At 45.4% G+C, this 16639-nt stretch carries 17 protein-coding genes; 12 read left to right on the top strand and 5 right to left on the bottom strand.

Annotation, left to right across the window (positions count from 1 at the left end; all coding sequences use genetic code 11):
* Positions 1–38: 38 nt before the first annotated feature.
* Positions 39–434 (bottom strand): bacillithiol system redox-active protein YtxJ, encoded by a 396-nt coding sequence (gene ytxJ, locus GTQ38_RS15420; protein ID WP_161436454.1) that lies wholly within the window; start codon positions 432–434, stop codon positions 39–41.
* A 168-nt stretch (positions 435–602) separates the two neighbouring features.
* Here ytxJ and clpB point away from each other — a divergent pair, with 168 nt between their 5' ends.
* Positions 603–3203: an ATP-dependent chaperone ClpB gene (clpB, locus tag GTQ38_RS15415; RefSeq protein ID WP_161436453.1), complete on the top strand. Its 2601-nt coding sequence runs from the start codon at positions 603–605 to the stop codon at positions 3201–3203.
* Positions 3204–3324: 121 nt separating this feature from the next.
* A complete protein-coding gene (locus tag GTQ38_RS15410; RefSeq protein WP_161436452.1) occupies positions 3325–3921 on the top strand; it encodes a TetR/AcrR family transcriptional regulator in 597 nt (198 codons plus the stop codon).
* 4 nt (positions 3922–3925) lie between these two features.
* Here the strand turns inward: GTQ38_RS15410 and GTQ38_RS15405 are convergent, their stop codons facing one another.
* Entirely contained in the window at positions 3926–5806 is a 1881-nt protein-coding gene (locus GTQ38_RS15405) for a PorP/SprF family type IX secretion system membrane protein (RefSeq protein WP_161436451.1), read from the bottom strand.
* Positions 5807–5898: 92 nt separating this feature from the next.
* Here GTQ38_RS15405 and GTQ38_RS15400 point away from each other — a divergent pair, with 92 nt between their 5' ends.
* Positions 5899–6444, top strand: coding sequence for a SixA phosphatase family protein (locus tag GTQ38_RS15400; protein ID WP_161436450.1), 546 nt, complete (start codon positions 5899–5901; stop codon positions 6442–6444).
* On the opposite strand, the gene GTQ38_RS15395 is transcribed toward GTQ38_RS15400, so the two are convergent.
* Positions 6422–7168: a DUF6503 family protein gene (locus GTQ38_RS15395; protein WP_161436449.1), complete on the bottom strand. Its 747-nt coding sequence runs from the start codon at positions 7166–7168 to the stop codon at positions 6422–6424. The genes GTQ38_RS15400 and GTQ38_RS15395 overlap by 23 nt on opposite strands.
* A gap of 113 nt (positions 7169–7281) precedes the next feature.
* Between GTQ38_RS15395 and smpB the strand changes: the two genes are divergently transcribed.
* The gene (smpB, locus tag GTQ38_RS15390; protein WP_161436448.1) at positions 7282–7743 is read left to right on the top strand and encodes an SsrA-binding protein SmpB; all 462 of its coding nucleotides are present in this window, start codon (positions 7282–7284) and stop codon (positions 7741–7743) included.
* 25 nt (positions 7744–7768) lie between these two features.
* On the opposite strand, the gene GTQ38_RS15385 is transcribed toward smpB, so the two are convergent.
* Entirely contained in the window at positions 7769–8410 is a 642-nt protein-coding gene (locus tag GTQ38_RS15385) for a protein-L-isoaspartate(D-aspartate) O-methyltransferase (protein WP_161436447.1), read from the bottom strand.
* A gap of 184 nt (positions 8411–8594) precedes the next feature.
* On the opposite strand from GTQ38_RS15385, the gene GTQ38_RS15380 reads away from it, so the two are divergent.
* The 8 genes from GTQ38_RS15380 (at position 8595) to GTQ38_RS15345 (ending at position 15880) form a co-directional block, all read left to right on the top strand.
* Positions 8595–9554: a Gfo/Idh/MocA family protein gene (locus tag GTQ38_RS15380; protein WP_161436446.1), complete on the top strand. Its 960-nt coding sequence runs from the start codon at positions 8595–8597 to the stop codon at positions 9552–9554.
* A 44-nt stretch (positions 9555–9598) separates the two neighbouring features.
* Complete coding sequence (locus tag GTQ38_RS15375; RefSeq protein ID WP_161436445.1) at positions 9599–10489, top strand: 3-hydroxyacyl-CoA dehydrogenase family protein; 891 nt, start codon at positions 9599–9601, stop codon at positions 10487–10489.
* A gap of 3 nt (positions 10490–10492) precedes the next feature.
* Positions 10493–11728: a DUF1015 domain-containing protein gene (locus tag GTQ38_RS15370; RefSeq protein WP_161436444.1), complete on the top strand. Its 1236-nt coding sequence runs from the start codon at positions 10493–10495 to the stop codon at positions 11726–11728.
* 74 nt (positions 11729–11802) lie between these two features.
* The gene (locus GTQ38_RS15365) at positions 11803–12453 is read left to right on the top strand and encodes a YggS family pyridoxal phosphate-dependent enzyme (RefSeq protein WP_161436443.1); all 651 of its coding nucleotides are present in this window, start codon (positions 11803–11805) and stop codon (positions 12451–12453) included.
* 41 nt (positions 12454–12494) lie between these two features.
* A complete protein-coding gene (locus tag GTQ38_RS15360) occupies positions 12495–13613 on the top strand; it encodes an exonuclease domain-containing protein (protein WP_161436442.1) in 1119 nt (372 codons plus the stop codon).
* The gene (locus GTQ38_RS15355) at positions 13610–14458 is read left to right on the top strand and encodes an ion transporter (RefSeq protein ID WP_161436441.1); all 849 of its coding nucleotides are present in this window, start codon (positions 13610–13612) and stop codon (positions 14456–14458) included. Before GTQ38_RS15360 ends, GTQ38_RS15355 begins: the two co-directional genes overlap by 4 nt.
* On the top strand, positions 14458–15387 hold the full coding sequence (gene miaA, locus GTQ38_RS15350; RefSeq protein WP_161436440.1) for a tRNA (adenosine(37)-N6)-dimethylallyltransferase MiaA: 930 nt from the start codon (positions 14458–14460) through the stop codon (positions 15385–15387). Before GTQ38_RS15355 ends, miaA begins: the two co-directional genes overlap by 1 nt.
* Positions 15374–15880, top strand: coding sequence for a gluconokinase (locus GTQ38_RS15345; RefSeq protein WP_161436439.1), 507 nt, complete (start codon positions 15374–15376; stop codon positions 15878–15880). Before miaA ends, GTQ38_RS15345 begins: the two co-directional genes overlap by 14 nt.
* 48 nt (positions 15881–15928) lie before the next feature.
* Here GTQ38_RS15345 and GTQ38_RS15340 read toward each other — a convergent pair whose 3' ends face one another.
* Positions 15929–16639, bottom strand: a complete 711-nt coding sequence (locus GTQ38_RS15340) for a response regulator transcription factor (protein WP_161436438.1) — start codon at positions 16637–16639, stop codon at positions 15929–15931.

Here is a 16639-nt window from a genome sequence, read left to right as displayed (position 1 = left end):
ATTAATAATAAAGACCCTGACAGAACCGTCGGGGTTTTTTATAGGTAGTCTGAAAGGTCTATGTCCGTAATCGCTCCATGTGATTCGTGGACGACAACATCGCCATTCTTGATTACAATAAGCTGTGGAGATTGATGCATTACACCAAACTGCATTGCTGTTTGGTTTGAGACTTCGCGGTATTGATGAAGGTCCAGATAGTACAGATCAACCGAGTTCTCGGAAAGGTCATAATCATTAGTGAACATCTGTAGCACCATTCTGCTTATTCCGCAGGTGGTTGAGTGCTTAAAGATCACTTGCGGCCTTTGTTCAGACCGTTCCACAATATCTTCTAACTGAGCAGTTGAAGTAAGTGCAACCCAGGGAAGCGCCTTCCTTTGCTCCTGAAGCACCCCATTCTTTTTTCCGAATAAACTATCCAATAAACCCATATAAGTATTTAAATTATGAGTTAATAGTCGCAAGCTTTCAAAATACTTACAACTGCCGAAATGTCTCTATTTTTGATGATTTTTCCGACATTTTGTCTGGCTGATTCCGTTGGTAGGATTCTTGCTGATTACCAATCAAAAGTACGGTAAACTGAAAAAGCATTTGATATGAATATAAATAATTTCACCATAAAATCGCAGGAGGCCATACAGCAGGCGCAGATAATTGCCCAGAGTATGGAGCACCAGCAGATTGAGAATGAGCATCTCTACAAGGCGATATCAGAAGTAGATGAAAATGTACTGCCCTTTATTCTGAAGAAGCTCAATGTCAACAGCAATCTGGTGTCTCAGATCCTGGAAAAAGAACTGGAAAGCTTCCCAAAAGTTTCCGGAGGGCAATTAATGCTGTCCGGGGAAGCCGGTAAAACCCTGAACGAAGCCAGTGTGATCGCCAAGAAGATGGAGGACGAGTACGTTGCCATTGAGCATTTGTTATACGCGGTATTCAAATCCAAAAGTAAAATTGGCCAAATTCTCAAAGATCAGGGTGTGAATGAAAAGGATCTGAAATCGGCCATAGAGGAGCTACGCAAAGGCGGTAAAGTTACCTCTCAGAGCGCGGAGGAGACCTATAATTCACTGAACAAATACGCCAGGAACCTCAATGAATTAGCGGATAGCGGGAAACTGGACCCTGTGATAGGACGGGACGAAGAGATCAGGAGAATGCTTCAAATACTATCCAGGCGTACCAAGAACAACCCCATGTTGGTCGGGGAGCCGGGGACCGGTAAAACTGCCATAGCCGAAGGCCTGGCACACCGGATCATTCAGGGTGATGTCCCTGAGAACCTAAAGGATAAGGTCATTTATTCCCTGGATATGGGTGCGCTTATTGCCGGAGCGAAATACAAAGGAGAATTTGAAGAGCGTTTAAAAGCTGTGATCAAGGAAGTTACTTCGGCAGATGGTAGCATTGTTCTTTTTATTGATGAAATTCACACCCTTGTAGGTGCCGGCGGTGGCCAGGGGGCCATGGATGCCGCTAATATATTGAAACCCGCCCTGGCCAGAGGTGAACTAAGGGCTATTGGAGCAACTACCCTGGATGAGTATCAAAAGTATTTTGAAAAGGACAAAGCCCTGGAAAGGCGTTTCCAAAAAGTTGTGGTGGATGAGCCCGATACAGAGAGCGCAATCTCCATTCTAAGGGGATTAAAGGAAAAATACGAAGCACATCATAAAGTGCGTATCAAGGATGAAGCTGTAATCGCGGCGGTAGAGCTTTCTCAAAGGTACATTACAAACCGCTTCCTTCCGGACAAGGCCATTGACCTTATGGACGAGGCCGCCTCTAAACTGAGGATGGAGATCAACTCCAAACCAGAGGAACTCGATGCTCTGGACAGGAAGATCATGCAGCTTGAGATCGAAATTGAGGCCATTAAACGGGAGGATGACAAGGCTAAGCTAAAACTATTGAACGTTGATCTGGCGAATATTAAAGAAGAGCGAAACGAGATCTTTGCCAAATGGGAAAGTGAAAAAACCGTTGTGGACAATATCCAGAAAACGAAACTGGACATTGAGAATTACAAGTTGGAAGCCGAGAGAGCTGAACGCAGCGGAGATTATGGAAAGGTGGCCGAGTTGAGGTACGGCAAGATCAAGGAAGCCCAGGAAAGCCTGGATAAGCTTCAGAAAGAACTGTTGAAGCAGCAGGAAGCCGGCACCCTCATCAAAGAAGAGGTTACCAATGAGGATATCGCAGAGGTTGTCGCTAAATGGACCGGTATCCCTGTTACCAAAATGCTGCAAAGCGAGCGCGAAAAGCTACTTCAGTTAGAAGAAGTACTGCACAAACGGGTAGTAGGCCAGGAAGAAGCCATTGAGGCCGTTTCTGATGCCATAAGGCGCAGCAGGGCAGGTTTACAGGATGCCAAACGCCCTATAGGTTCCTTTATGTTCCTGGGTACAACAGGAGTGGGAAAAACAGAGTTGGCCAAAACGCTAGCAGCCTTCCTCTTTGACGATGACAACGCCATTACCCGAATTGATATGAGCGAATACCAGGAAAGGCATTCAGTCAGCAGGCTGGTGGGAGCCCCTCCCGGATATGTCGGCTACGACGAAGGAGGACAGTTAACCGAAGCCGTCCGAAGAAAGCCCTATTCCGTAGTACTGCTGGACGAAATTGAAAAGGCGCATCCGGATACTTTCAATGTGCTGCTTCAGGTACTGGATGAAGGCAGGCTAACGGACAATAAGGGAAGGGTGGCAGATTTTAAGAACACCATCATTATCATGACCAGTAATATGGGCAGCCATATCATTCAGGAAAAGTTCGAGGACAGCAATGATATTCACAGCGCTACAGAAGCAGCCCGGGTGGAAGTGCTCGGCCTGTTGCGCAAGACCATACGTCCGGAATTCCTGAACAGGATAGACGATATCATCATGTTTACTCCGCTCAGCCAGGAGAACATCACCAAGATCGTCGGCCTGCAACTGGAACAGCTCAAGAAGATGGTGGCCAAGCAGCATATCACTATAGATGCCACAGACGAAGCCGTGAGCTATCTTGCCAAAAAAGGATTTGACCCTCAATACGGGGCAAGGCCTATTAAGCGGGTAATACAGAAAGAGGTGTTGAACAAACTGTCCAAGGAACTATTAAGCGGCCGTATCACGGCAGACAGTATTGTTTTGATCGATTCATTTGATGATGAACTGGTCTTTAGAAATCAGTCTGAGCTCGTAGGATAAGCAAAATTATTCATGACTATTAAAAGCATGTCCGGGGTATAGTCCTCTGGACATGCTTTTTTTATAAAACCTATTCTATGCAGCACTTAGTTTTTTTATATTCGTAAAAAATAGCACTTCTATGTCCACCAAAGCCGAGAGAACCACCGCTTATATCATCGAAACCGTTGCACCGATTTTTAACAAGCACGGTTACGTTGGCACCAGTATGAGTGATCTCACGGAAGCTACCGGACTTACCAAAGGGGCTCTTTACGGCAATTTTGAGAATAAGGAGGCATTGGCCCTGGCTGCTTTTGAATTCAACAGCAAGCGATTGCTTCTGGCTATTGAAGAGCAGCTTGACAATGAGGGAAACGCACTTCAGAAATTGTATTCCCTGACGGATTTTTATCGCAACTATGACGAATTTGTCCAGGAGATGGGAGGCTGCCCTGTCCTGAATGTAGGGGTAGATGGTAAGTATAACAATCCGCTGCTGGCGGCTGCCGTACGTGAAACCGTAAAAGATATTGAAGGGAAGATAGCCCTGGTTCTGGAAGATGGTATCAACAAAGGAGAACTTAGATTACCGGTTACACCACTTCAATTTGCAAAACAGCTTTACACAATGCTACAGGGGGCTGTTTCAATGGCGACCATTACCGACGACCGTAAGTACCTGCTTAATACTGTTACCTATTTGAATTTGCTGATCAGTAAGGAAATACAGAAATAGGCCTTTAGTCGCCCACTACCCTGAAGATCCAGGTCTTGTCCGGATATCTTCCGCCAAATTTGCTGTCCCTGGCCCTTCTTGCCTCTCCGATGGTGTTGTAACGCCTTAAGTAAACGTAATTGTATTTATTGAGACTTCTGTAGAACGACTTGGGCTCAAGTCCCTGATCGGAAAGGGTCTTCATAAAGCGTTCAAAGTATTTTTTGGTTCCGAAGACATTGGCTATCAGGTAATACCCTGGTTGCAGGCCATCAGCGTTTGCCACCTCTTCGTATTTTTCACCGGCTTTTGGTTTTACCTCCTCTTTTTCTGCTTCTGCCAGTTTTGCAGCCTGGATAGAGTCCTGTCTTTTTTGTTCCTGCACCCTTCTGGCCTCCGCCAGCGCTTCCTGTTGTCGAACCGCGGCTATTGAATCTCTTCTACGGTCTTCCCGTTCTTTACGGGCTGAGGCTATGGCTTCCTGCTCGCGAACAGCGGCTATGGAGTCTCTCCTTCGATCTTGACGTTTCTTCCGGGCCGCTACTATGGCTTCCTGCTCACGAACGGCGGCTATTGAATCTCTCCTGCGATCTTCTCGTTCTTTCCGGGCCGCAGCCAGGGCTTCCTGCCTGCGCACAGCATTTATTGAATCCTGCCGGCGTTCTTCTCGTTCTCTTTGTGCCGCAGCAAGGGCCTCATGCCTTCTTGCATTTTCAATGGAATCTAAGGTTTGCTGTTGTTTTAGTCGCTCCGCCTCCAGCGCGGATTCCCTTTCGGACCTTGCAATGGAATCGGTTCTTTGTTGTTGCAAACGTTGCGTCTCAGCCAGGGCCTCTGCTTCCCTAACCTGGTTTATGGAATCCTGTCTTTTCTGAGCTGCCTCCTGGGCCAGGGCTTCTGCTTTGGCCAGCTCCTGCTCTTGTTTCTCTTGCTCATCTTCAGTTTCCGCGGCAAGTTCTTCTTCGGTTTCCTCATCATTTTCCACCAGCCTTCTTTCGATGGCCTTTGGTCCGAAAGTATAAGCTGTTACGAACTCAAATGTAGGATCCTGCCCTTCCAGATCACTGCTGGTACCAAACTCCATCAAAGCTCCAATGGACCAGTTCTTAAAGAAGCGTCCGCCTGCCCCGGCGGAAATCCCATAAAAGTTGTTGTATCCCGTTTGGGCCCAGAATTTAGGTGTCGAGAAAAGGGCCGTGAACCCGAATTGATCATCAAGACCGGGAAGGGATTTCAGATATACCGTAGGCTGGATAAAAGACTCATCCGTAGATCCAAAGATGGTAACTGGAAAATTGTAGCTCATCAAACCCACATACACCTTTTCATCTGAGGAAGATTCAGTTCTACTGTTGTTGAAATTGTATTCCAAAAGGTTTTCACCTACAAAGCCGATCCGGAATCGCTGATATTGGAACTGCACCCCCGGAGCAGCCTGAAGAATAAAATCATTGCTTTCTGCCAGTCCCGGAAGCACCTGGATATTCGGGTCGAAGGGATCCGCCGCGAGTTCCCGCTGATATCCCAGAACATTCAGACCCAGTACGATCTTCATGTCGGAAGGAAGGTCAAAACTACGAGCGTAATTGAGGGCTCCTCCTGTAAGCAAAAAGACGCCGGTATTGTGCTGTAAAAAACCTGCTCCCACACTGGAAACCGCATTGAGCTGCCGTGTGTAATTCAAAAAGAGGGTTGTGGGATCTCCATCAACGGTTTGCCATTGCCATCGGGTCCACAGGGCCACCGACTCCGGACTGTTTCGATCCAGAGAAAATACCGGATTCAACAGGCTGGAGTTAAATTCCACAAGGTTGAGTTGCCTGAAATCCGGAGGTAACTCTACCTCCTGAGACCTGACGAATAGACCGATAAATAACGCAAAAAGTGCAAGTTGACGTTTGGTCATGGCAATGTAAAAACATTGGGTTTTAAATACTATTTTTACTGAATATCAGTTAAATAATAGCAAGCTGACAAATTTATGCAATCCAATCAATTATGAAAACTAATCATCTGCTAATCTTCGCTTTTTTTTTAATAACTCTTATAGCTTGTAAGGATGAAAACAAGGCTTCGGAAACCATTGAAAGTCAAGAAGTTTCAACCTTCTATTTCATTCGTCACGCGGAAAAGGACCGAAGCAATTCCGATGACATTGACCCTGAATTGAATCAGAAGGGACTTGGACGGGCGATGCACTGGGCGGAGATCCTGAACGATGTTTCCCTGGATGCTATCTATACCACCGATTACGAAAGAACTTCAATGACCGCTGCCCCATCGGCTGTTAAGCAAGACATTACCGTACAGTATTACAGTCCGGGTGAGGTTGATATTGCCCAATTTAAGGCGGACAATCTTGGCAAAGACGTCCTCGTGGTCGGGCACAGCAATACTACTCCGGATTTTGTCAATAAAATGCTGGGAGAAGAGCGATTTGGCAGTATGGACGACCGGGATAACGGCAGCCTTTTTATAGTGCAGGTTGTTGGAAATCAGACAAGTTGTACCAAGCTGAATTTCAATTGTAATTGCCCGGATTAACTACCACATTATCCAGTTCAACCTTGGAGAGTAACTCCAGTTTGTCTTCTTCGAAGAGTTTACCTATGCTTGTCAGTGCTATGTCTTTAGACTCAGGCTTGTAGTTGTTGTAATCCACAAATCGAATTCCTCCCACATAGCGCTCGTTAAATGCTTCCCTAAAACGCATGCCGCCACCATCCGTATGATAATCATAAGCCAGATAATCCGGTTTGAACGTTTGTTTATTGAACCAATAGATATAGGTGTCTTCAAAATCGTCACCTCCCCCCTGCTGATCAAAAGTGACTTCCACTTTGTAGTAGCTCTGACCTTTTAGATCTTCCTCGCCCAGGTATTTTTTGTTTACAGCCGGGTCATTCAGGCCATAGGGAAGGTAGGCAAAGTAATGGACAGAATTCACGGAGTTGGCATATTTACGAGCCATGGAATCTACCACCTGAACCTCTTCTCCGTTTATCAAACGCCTGAAACGCCTGGGTTCTTTGATGTCTGTGATCTCTGATGAATCTGTCAGAGTGATCCGCTTTAGTATTTTTTCCTTATCCCTTTCCAGGGTGTATTTGCGATCGCGGAACTCGAAAGAAAAGTTACTGCTGGTATAAAGAGGGCCCCCGGAAACCTCGATAGCCTTGTCTATGATCTCCTGTGCGACAGGTTCTTTAGGTTCATTGCGGCATCCAAAAGCTGTGACCAAAACGGCCAATAGCAGGTAATATCTCATGTTGCTGTCGTTTCTTTTATAATCGTAAAATTGGCCAATTCTTTACAAATCCCGATTGAAATCGGCATATTTTCCAAAAGTACTAACAAAAAAATACGCACCTTTGTGCCTTTATGCAGAAGAACATCAACATAAAAAATAAAAAAGCCCGGTTTGAGTATGAATTACTGGACACTTATATTGCAGGATTGGTACTTTCAGGTACGGAAATCAAGTCCATACGGCTGGGGAAGGCCTCTATCACCGAAAGTTTCTGCGAATTCAACGAGGCGGGGGAGCTTTTCGTGATCAATATGCACGTAGAGGAGTATAGCCATGCTTCTCACTTTAACCACAGACCAAAAGCGGAACGTAAATTATTGCTGAACAAGCAGGAATTGCGAAAGCTCAGAAAAGAAGTAAAGACCTCAGGCAATACCATCGTTCCTCTGAACCTCTTCATCAACGAACGCGGTTTGGCCAAAATGAAGATAGCTCTAGCCCGGGGTAAGAAGCTTTACGACAAACGTGAAACGATCAAAGACAGGGATAACAAAAGGAACCTGGACAGGATCAAAAAGAACTTCAACAACTAGGGATCAGGAAGTCCTGCCCAATGCGCTAATTCTTGTCTTCCAGTAGCGGTACGAAACGGAAAGCACCATAGGTTTTCCGTTCAAATTCTTTATCAGACTTACGTATAATCAGGGTCATTTGCTGTTCGTCCTGCCCTACCGGGATCACAAGGCGCCCGCCAACCTTGAGCTGTGATAGCAGAGCTTTGGGTACTTCAGGGGCTCCGGCGGTAACAATGATCCCGTCGAAAGGAGCTTCTTCGGGAAGTCCTTTGTATCCATCACCAAAGATCAATTTCTTGGGACGATATCCCATTTTTTGGAAAAAGAGTTTGACCTTTTTGAATAGTTCCAGTTGTCTTTCAATGGTATATACCCTGGCCTTAAGTTCAAGAAGAACGGCTGTCTGGTAACCACTTCCGGTACCTATTTCCAGGATCTTATCATTCTTTTGAACGTCTAACAACTCCGATTGGTAAGCTACTGTAAAAGGTTGTGAAATGGTTTGCCCGGCGGCAATAGGAAATGCTTTGTCCTGGTAGGCATGGCTTTCAAACCCACTGTCCATAAAAAGGTGTCGGGGTACCGCCCTGAGCGCTTCCAGCACAGCTTTACTCTTGATACCTTTTCCGGCCACGGTATCAACCAGCTTATTGCGCATTCCCCTATGTTTCAAAGTATCTTGCAAAGGTTTGGTTTTATCCGTAAAATTAGGAAAGTTTCACTGAAGAAGGAAGTATAAATTCTCGTCCTGATCAAGAAATTGTTTTCCGTATTTGATTGGAGGCCAAGATTGGAATTGGCAGTTAATCTTTTATAACGATGTGATTGTAACTCACAAACTATGTTTATTTTTGGCAAAAATTCAAAGCATGCTAAAAGTTGGCGTATTAGGTGCCGGGCATTTGGGAAAAATACATCTTCGATTACTGAATGAATCTGCTAAATATGAGCTAATTGGCTTTTACGATGCCGATGCCATCAATGGTTCAGCGGTCTCCAAAGAATTCGGATATACCTACTTTGACAACATCAACACGCTTATAGACGCTGTAGATGTAATTGATGTGGTTACTCCTACCCTTTCGCATTTTGACTGTGCCAAAAGGGCCATGGAAAAGGGAAAGCACGTATTCCTTGAAAAACCTATAACCAATACCCTGGAAGAGGCAGAAGCACTACTCTCCCTTCAGAAAAAATACGGGGTAAAAGGGCAGGTTGGACATGTAGAACGATTTAATCCAGCTTTTTTGGCGGTAAGGGAAGCTATTGAGAACCCCATGTTCATAGAAACTCACAGGCTGGCTGAATTTAACCCAAGGGGCACGGATGTACCGGTTGTCCTGGACCTGATGATACACGATATAGATGCCATACTGAGCGTGGTGCCTTCTGAGGTAAAGCAAATAAGTGCAAGCGGAGTCTCGGTAATCAGTAACTCCCCGGATATTGCCAACGCCAGGATAGCATTTGAAAATGGCTGTGTGGCCAATCTTACAGCAAGCAGGATCTCGTTAAAAAATATGCGTAAATCCAGGTTCTTTCAGCGAGATGCCTACATTTCGGTGGATTTCCTGGAGAAGAAGGTAGAAGTGGTCAAGATGAAAGACGCTCCTGAAAATCCAGGGGAGTTCGACATGGTTTTGCAAAATGCCGAAGGAGTGCGCAAGCAGATCTATTTTGAGAATCCTGAGATCAATCTCAACAATGCTATTCTGGACGAATTGGAGACCTTTGCAGAGGCCATAGAAAAAGATACCGAACCTCTGGTAAGCCTGGAAGATGGTACCAGGGCGCTGAGGGTCGCATTAGAGATCATTAGCTCATTCTGAGGCCTCTGATCGGACACTAACCTAACTCTTAGAACAAATAATATATGAAGCAAATTGCAGTAATAGGTGCGGGAACCATGGGTAATGGAATAGCCCATGTATTCGCTCAAAGCGGGTTCCGGGTAAACTTAGTCGACATTTCTGAGAAGGCCCTGGAAAAAGGCGTTCAGACCATTGAAAAAAATCTGGATCGCATGTTGGCCAAAGAGCGCATAAGCGCTCAGGACAAGGAGTCTACTTTACAAAACCTCAGCACCTTTACCGATATGTCTGCCGGAGTTGAGAAGGCAGATCTTGTGGTTGAAGCCGCTACTGAAAACACTGAGCTCAAATTGCAGATATTCAGCAATTTAGACACCTTATGCCCTAAGGACTGTATTCTCGCGACTAATACCTCCTCTATTTCCATTACACAGATCGCAGCAGCCACTTCGCGTCCTGAACAGGTCATTGGCATGCACTTTATGAATCCGGTACCTATTATGAAGCTGGTGGAGATCATAAGAGGTTACAGTACTTCTGACGAGGTGACGAATCGAATTATGGAACTTTCCCGCAAACTGGGAAAGACCCCGACTGAGGTAAATGATTACCCTGGTTTTGTGGCCAACCGTATTTTAATGCCCATGATCAATGAGGCCATGGAGACCCTGTTCCATGGCGTAGCCGGTGTAGCCGAGATCGATACTGTGATGAAACTGGGCATGGCTCATCCTATGGGTCCGTTACAATTGGCTGATTTCATCGGGCTTGATGTTTGCCTCTCTATTTTGAATGTTATGTTCGATGGATTTAAAGATCCTAAATATGCCCCCTGCCCACTGTTGGTCAATATGGTAGCTGCCGGAAAACTGGGGGTAAAGACCGGAGAAGGCTTTTACGATTACTCCGGCTCTTCCAAGGCGGAAAAGGTAGCGGCTCAATTCAGCGAATAAGCTATGGCGATTGTCAAACCTTTCAGGGCTATACGGCCCACCAGAGATAAGGCTCCTTTTGTGGTGACCCGGTCTTATGAGGAGTACAGCAGAAAGGAAAGAGATGCCAAACTGCAGTTCAATCCCTTTTCTTTTTTACATATCATCAATCCCGGATTTAAATTCGACAAGAAAGTTAGCGGACCAAAACGCTTTAAACTGGTTTACAACCGATACCTGGAGTTTTTGGAGGATAACATACTGATGAAAGACGCCATGCGATGCTTTTATCTTTACCAGGTAGAAAAAGGCAGTTTGAAGGCGTCAGGGCTATTTTGCGCCACCAGTGTTGACGATTACAGGCAGGGAGTGATCAAAAAGCACGAGGCCACCCTAAAGAAGCGGGAGGAACTATTCGCGGATTACCTGGAAACCGTGAAGTTCAACGCGGAACCTGTGCTTATGACTTACGAGGACAACCCACAAATTGCCTCGGTCATCGCCAAAGAGTCTGAAAAGTATCCCGAATATGAATTTACAACGCCGGATGGCATTACCCACAGATTGTGGCTGATCAACGAGCAGGATACCGTATCGGGTCTGGAGGCCGCATTCGAGGATATGTCCAACCTTTATATAGCTGACGGCCATCACAGAAGTGCCTCCTCAGACCTGCTGGCAAAGCGGATGCAAGCAAAAAACCCGGAACACCGGGGAACAGAACCCTACAACTTCTTTATGAGTTACCTCATTCCGGAATCAGAGATCAGGATCTTTGAATTCAATCGGATGGTAAAGGATCTGAATGGGCTTTCCAAAGAAGCCTTTCTAATGCAGTTGGATGAATACTTCAGGATTACCAATAAAGGAAGTTCCCTGTATAAGCCTACAAAGAAACACCATTTCAGCATGTACCTGGACGGGGAATTCTATTCCCTTTTTCTAAGAAGGAAGATCTATGAATTCACGGACGCCCTGAGTGAGCTGGATACACAGATCCTCTTTAAAACAGTGCTGGAGCCCATATTGGGTATCAAAGACCTGAGAAACGATCAGCGCATTCAATACGGTTTTGGCAAACACAATGTGATACGTATGAAGGACGAGATAGATGCCGGTAATTTTTCCGTGGGTTTTGGCCTGGTGCCAATCACTGTGGACGAGATCAAGGCAATTGCGGACGAAGGCCTGGTTATGCCGCCCAAAAGCACCTATATCGAACCAAAGTTAAGAAGCGGAATGGCTATATATGAACTGTAACTACAAGGGGGATCAATGCAGCTAAAAAGAGCTAAACCTCTTTGGTAACAGGCGTTTTAAATGGATAAAGGACTATGACAATAAGTGATAACCTCAAAATGGTAAGATCCAGGCTACCGGATCATGTGGAGCTGGTGGCCGTATCCAAAACCAAGTCCAATCAGGAGATAATGCAGGCTTATGACGCGGGCCAGCGGGTTTTCGGGGAGAACAAGGTTCAGGAACTTGTCCGGAAACAGGAGGAGCTACCCAATGACATAGAATGGCATATGATTGGCCATTTGCAACGCAATAAGGTAAAATACCTGGCTCCGTTTGTAACCCTCATTCACGGAGTGGATAGCCTGAAACTGCTTAGGGAAATTGATAAACAGGGTAAAAAGTATCAGCGGGTAATACCTTGCCTGCTACAGATGCACATTGCCATGGAAAGTTCTAAATTCGGATTGAACCGTGAAGAATTGGATGAGATACTGGAGTTGGACGGATTGGAACACGTAAAGCTGGTCGGGCTTATGGGGATGGCCACCTTTACCCCGGATATGGAACAAGTAAGAAAAGAATTCGCGTTTTTGAGTTCACTCTTTGAGTATTGCAAGACGAGAAGGCCTGGTTTTAGCATACTCTCTATGGGAATGAGCGGAGATTACGAAATAGCGATTGAACAGGGCAGCAATATGGTACGCATAGGAAGTGCTATCTTTGGTGCCAGGAACTACCCATAGTTTATGCCGCTTGCAGGGAGTTATTCAAACACAAAGAATTGATGTACGCCGTACTTGACATAGAGACTACCGGAGGGAAATACGACGAAGAAGGGATCACTGAGATCGCCATCCACCGCTTTGACGGCCACCACGTCGTGGATAAATTTGTCAGCCTTGTAAACCCGGAAAGAGAGATCCAGCCTTTTGTCGTTAATCTTACCGGTATTAACAAGAAAATGCTAAGATCCGCGCCTAAATTCCATGAGGTAGCCAAACGCATAGTGGAGATCACCCAGGATGCGGTTCTGGTGGCTCATAATGCTCAATTTGATTATCGCATACTGAGGACTGAATTCAGGAGACTGGGGTACAATTATGAAAGAAAGACCATCTGTACGGTATCCCTGTCCCAAAAGCTCATTCCGGAAGCAGAATCCCACAGTTTGGGAAAACTGGTGCGTTCTCTGGGCATAGCCGTAAGCGATCGTCATCGCGCCGATGGAGATGCCATAGCCACACTGAAGTTGTTCAAAGTACTGCTATCCAAAGACATTCAGAAAAGTATCATCAGGGAGGTTGTCCGGGATGAAACCCTGGGTGAATTGTCAGCAAGGCAACTCGACATTGTGGAGAGCACCCCTTCCGAAACAGGTGTGTACTACATGCATAATAAGGATGGTGACATCATCTTCCTGGGAAAGAGCCGGAATATGAAGAAAAGAGTGAATCAGCATTTCATCAAAAGCGGTGACCGGGCAAGACAACTTCAAAAAGATACCAAGAAGGTAACCTATGAACTCACCGGAAGTGAACTTGTTGCCTTACTCAAAGAAAACGAAGAACTGCTGAGGAACAGGCCCAAGTACAATTTTGTTCCGGGCACTTCACTAAACGATCATCAGCATGTTGACAAAAGCGCTGATCAGCGGCTTCCCGAGGAAGATCTGCTTATCGTAGACCGCGGGAGGACCGAGGGGGAAAGAAGCGCGATTTTGGTAAAAGAGGGGCACTTTAAAGGACTCGGATTCTTTGATCTGAACCATCAAATAAATAATATTCATATCTTAGAATCAATTATTACTCCCATGGAAGGGAATTCTATAGCCACTGACATCATTGTGAACTACCTGGAAAAAAGGACGGTTCTAAAAATCATTCCCCTGAGTAAAAAGGATTGAAAAAAGAAGTACCACATAGCGGCTGGAGATTAAAACTTCACGAGGTAATTTACGGAACGCATACCACGGCTGGCAAGGTCTTCGACATTGTATTGCTTGTAGTGATCGTTTATAGTATTATCATCGTAATGCTTGAAAGCGTTCCGAGGATAGACGTGAAGTATCACGCTTTTCTGAACATATCGGAATGGATTGTGACCATACTCTTTACGATAGAATACATACTCCGTATCATTTGTATTAACAGGCCGTCCAAATATATTTTCAGCTTCTTTGGGGTTATAGATCTCTTATCCACCATTCCGAAATACCTCTCTTATTTGGTAGTGGGTTCTCAGTATATCGTCGCTTTCAGGGCGCTTAGGTTGCTAAGGGTCTTTAGGATACTCAAACTGGTGCGTTTTGTGGGTGAATCAAATAATCTGCTCCGTGCCTTAAGAGCCAGCAGGACTAAGATCTTTGTGTTCGTATTTTTTGTCCTCATTATTTCGGTATTGCTGGGTACGATCATGTATCTGGTAGAAGGACCGGAACACGGTTTTAACAGTATTCCACACAGTGTTTACTGGACCATTGTGACCCTTACAACGGTAGGATATGGAGATATCTCTCCGGAAACCGGCTTTGGGCAGGTAATCGCAACCCTGATCATGATCATTGGGTACGGGATTATTGCCGTTCCTACGGGGATCGTATCAGCAGAATATTCCGCTCAGCGAAAAAAGGGACAGGTTACCCCACCGAAACTTGCCGATGGAGAAGCATGTACAGACTGCGGATCCGAAGTTTTGAGAGCAGATGCCAAATATTGCCGTAAGTGCGGGCATAAACTGAGTGAAAAATAATGCCCTCCAAAATTCTGATCTCAGTTGTAGGCCCTACGGCCATAGGTAAGACCAGCCTGGCCATAGCCCTGGCAAAGCAGTTTGAAACAGAAATAATCTCTGCGGATTCACGTCAGTTCTACAAAGAAATGCGAATTGGCACGGCTGTACCATCCCGGGAAGAATTGGCTGCTGTCCGCCACCACTTCATACAGCACAAGAGTATCTTTGAAAATTATTCGGTCGGAGATTTTGAAAGGGAGGCTATAAAACTTATAGAAGCCAGGTTTCAGGAAAAAGAATTCCTGGTAATGGCCGGGGGTAGTGGTTTGTATATCGATGCGATCACCAAAGGCCTGGACGTATTTCCGGAGGTAGATCCTGCGATACGAACTAATCTCAATGAAAAGTACCGAAAGGAAGGGATTAGCGTTCTGCAACAGCAACTGGAAAAAATGGATCCCGTGTACTACGCCAAAGTAGACCGGGAAAATCCTCACCGTCTTATACGGGCCCTGGAGGTCTGTATTGGCAGCGGAAAAGCTTACTCTTCCTTCCTGAATACAGCTAAACCGCCAAGGCCATTTATCACGATCTCTGTTGGCCTGAACGCGGAAAGGGAAGTGGTTTACGAGAGGATTAACCGGCGGGTGGATCAAATGATGGCACAGGGACTGCTGGAGGAGGTACGTGCTTTGTTACCACACAAAGGGCTGAACGCCTTACAGACTGTGGGTTACCAGGAGCTTTTTAATTATTTGGAGGGTACGATCAGTCTTGAAGAAGCGGTTTCGGAAATTAAAAAGAACACCAGACGGTTTGCCAAAAGGCAGCTTACCTGGTTTAGAAAGAACAAAGAAACGATCTGGGTAACGCCAGAAACGCCGATCGAGGAGGTTGTAAAACGCATTAAACAAAGAAGTACTGAAGTATCACATGAAAACAACTGACCAAGCAATTTTCTTCCTTATGGGGGTTTCCGGTTGCGGAAAGTCCACGGTAGGTGAACTCCTTGCCCGGCGCCTGGATATACCTTTTTTTGACGGCGATGATTTTCACCCGGAATCCAATATTGCCAAGATGTCTAAAGGTACGCCACTTAAGGACGAGGACCGCGTAGGCTGGTTGAGGCGATTGAATGAACTGGCCAAATCCTACTCCGGTTCCGGTGCAGTAATCGCTTGCTCAGCGCTAAAAGCGCACTATAGAGATATGCTGATGGATTCCCTGAAAGGCAGGGTTCACTGGATTTACCTGGAGGGTAGCTTCGAGGAAATTGAAGAACGACTTAACGCCCGCAAGGGACATTTTATGCCTAAAGGCCTTTTACGATCTCAGTTCAATGCACTGGAAGTCCCGGACAGGGCGATCCATGTGCCCATAAAATTGACTCCAGAAGAGATCGTCCTGGCAATTGAAGAAGCTTTGGGCGGGTTCAAATAAAAAGGCTTCCCATAAGGAAGCCTTCAGTAATTCTTTTTGGTGTCAGTTTTAAGATTCGGTCTTGACAACCAGCCTGAAACCTTCACCGTGTATATTCAAAATCTCCACAGTATCGTCCCTCTTGAGGTATTTCCTGAGTTTCGCGATATATACATCCATACTTCTGGAAGTAAAATAATTGTCGTCTCTCCAAATTTTGGTCAAAGCCAATTCCCTGGGCATAAGATCGTTCTCATGCAGGGCCAGGAGACGCAATAATTCATTCTCTTTGGGCGAAAGCTTGATCGCCTCTTCGTCCTTATATTTCAAAAATCGAAGTTTTGAATTCAGGTGGAAATTTCCAATTTTGAATTCGAATTGCTTACTGTCTGCCAGGGTATTAGAAGCTTTTCTTTGAAGTATCGCTTTCAATTTCATAAGCAGTACCTCAGAATCAAAAGGCTTATTGAGATAGTCGTCTGCCCCTGCCTTATATCCTTTAAGCACATCCTCTTTCATTGTTTTCGCGGTCAGGAAGACGATTGGGACATTTTCATTCTTTTCTCGTATTTCTTTGGCCAGGGTAAAACCATCTTTATAAGGCATCATCACATCCAGAATACAAACGTCAAAACTATCCTTCTTAAATTTCTCGAATCCCTCCATGCCATTTTTTGCCAACGTAACGTCAAAATCATTCATTGACAAATAGTCTTTTAGGACAATCCCGAAATTGGGATCATCTTCTACTAAAAGAATCTTCTTTTCTGCTGTTTCCAT

This window comes from Poritiphilus flavus, assembly GCF_009901585.1.
Lineage (GTDB): Bacteria > Bacteroidota > Bacteroidia > Flavobacteriales > Flavobacteriaceae > Poritiphilus > Poritiphilus flavus.
Note: the sequence above shows the minus strand (reverse complement) of the source record. Positions and strands in the feature narration are given on the sequence as shown.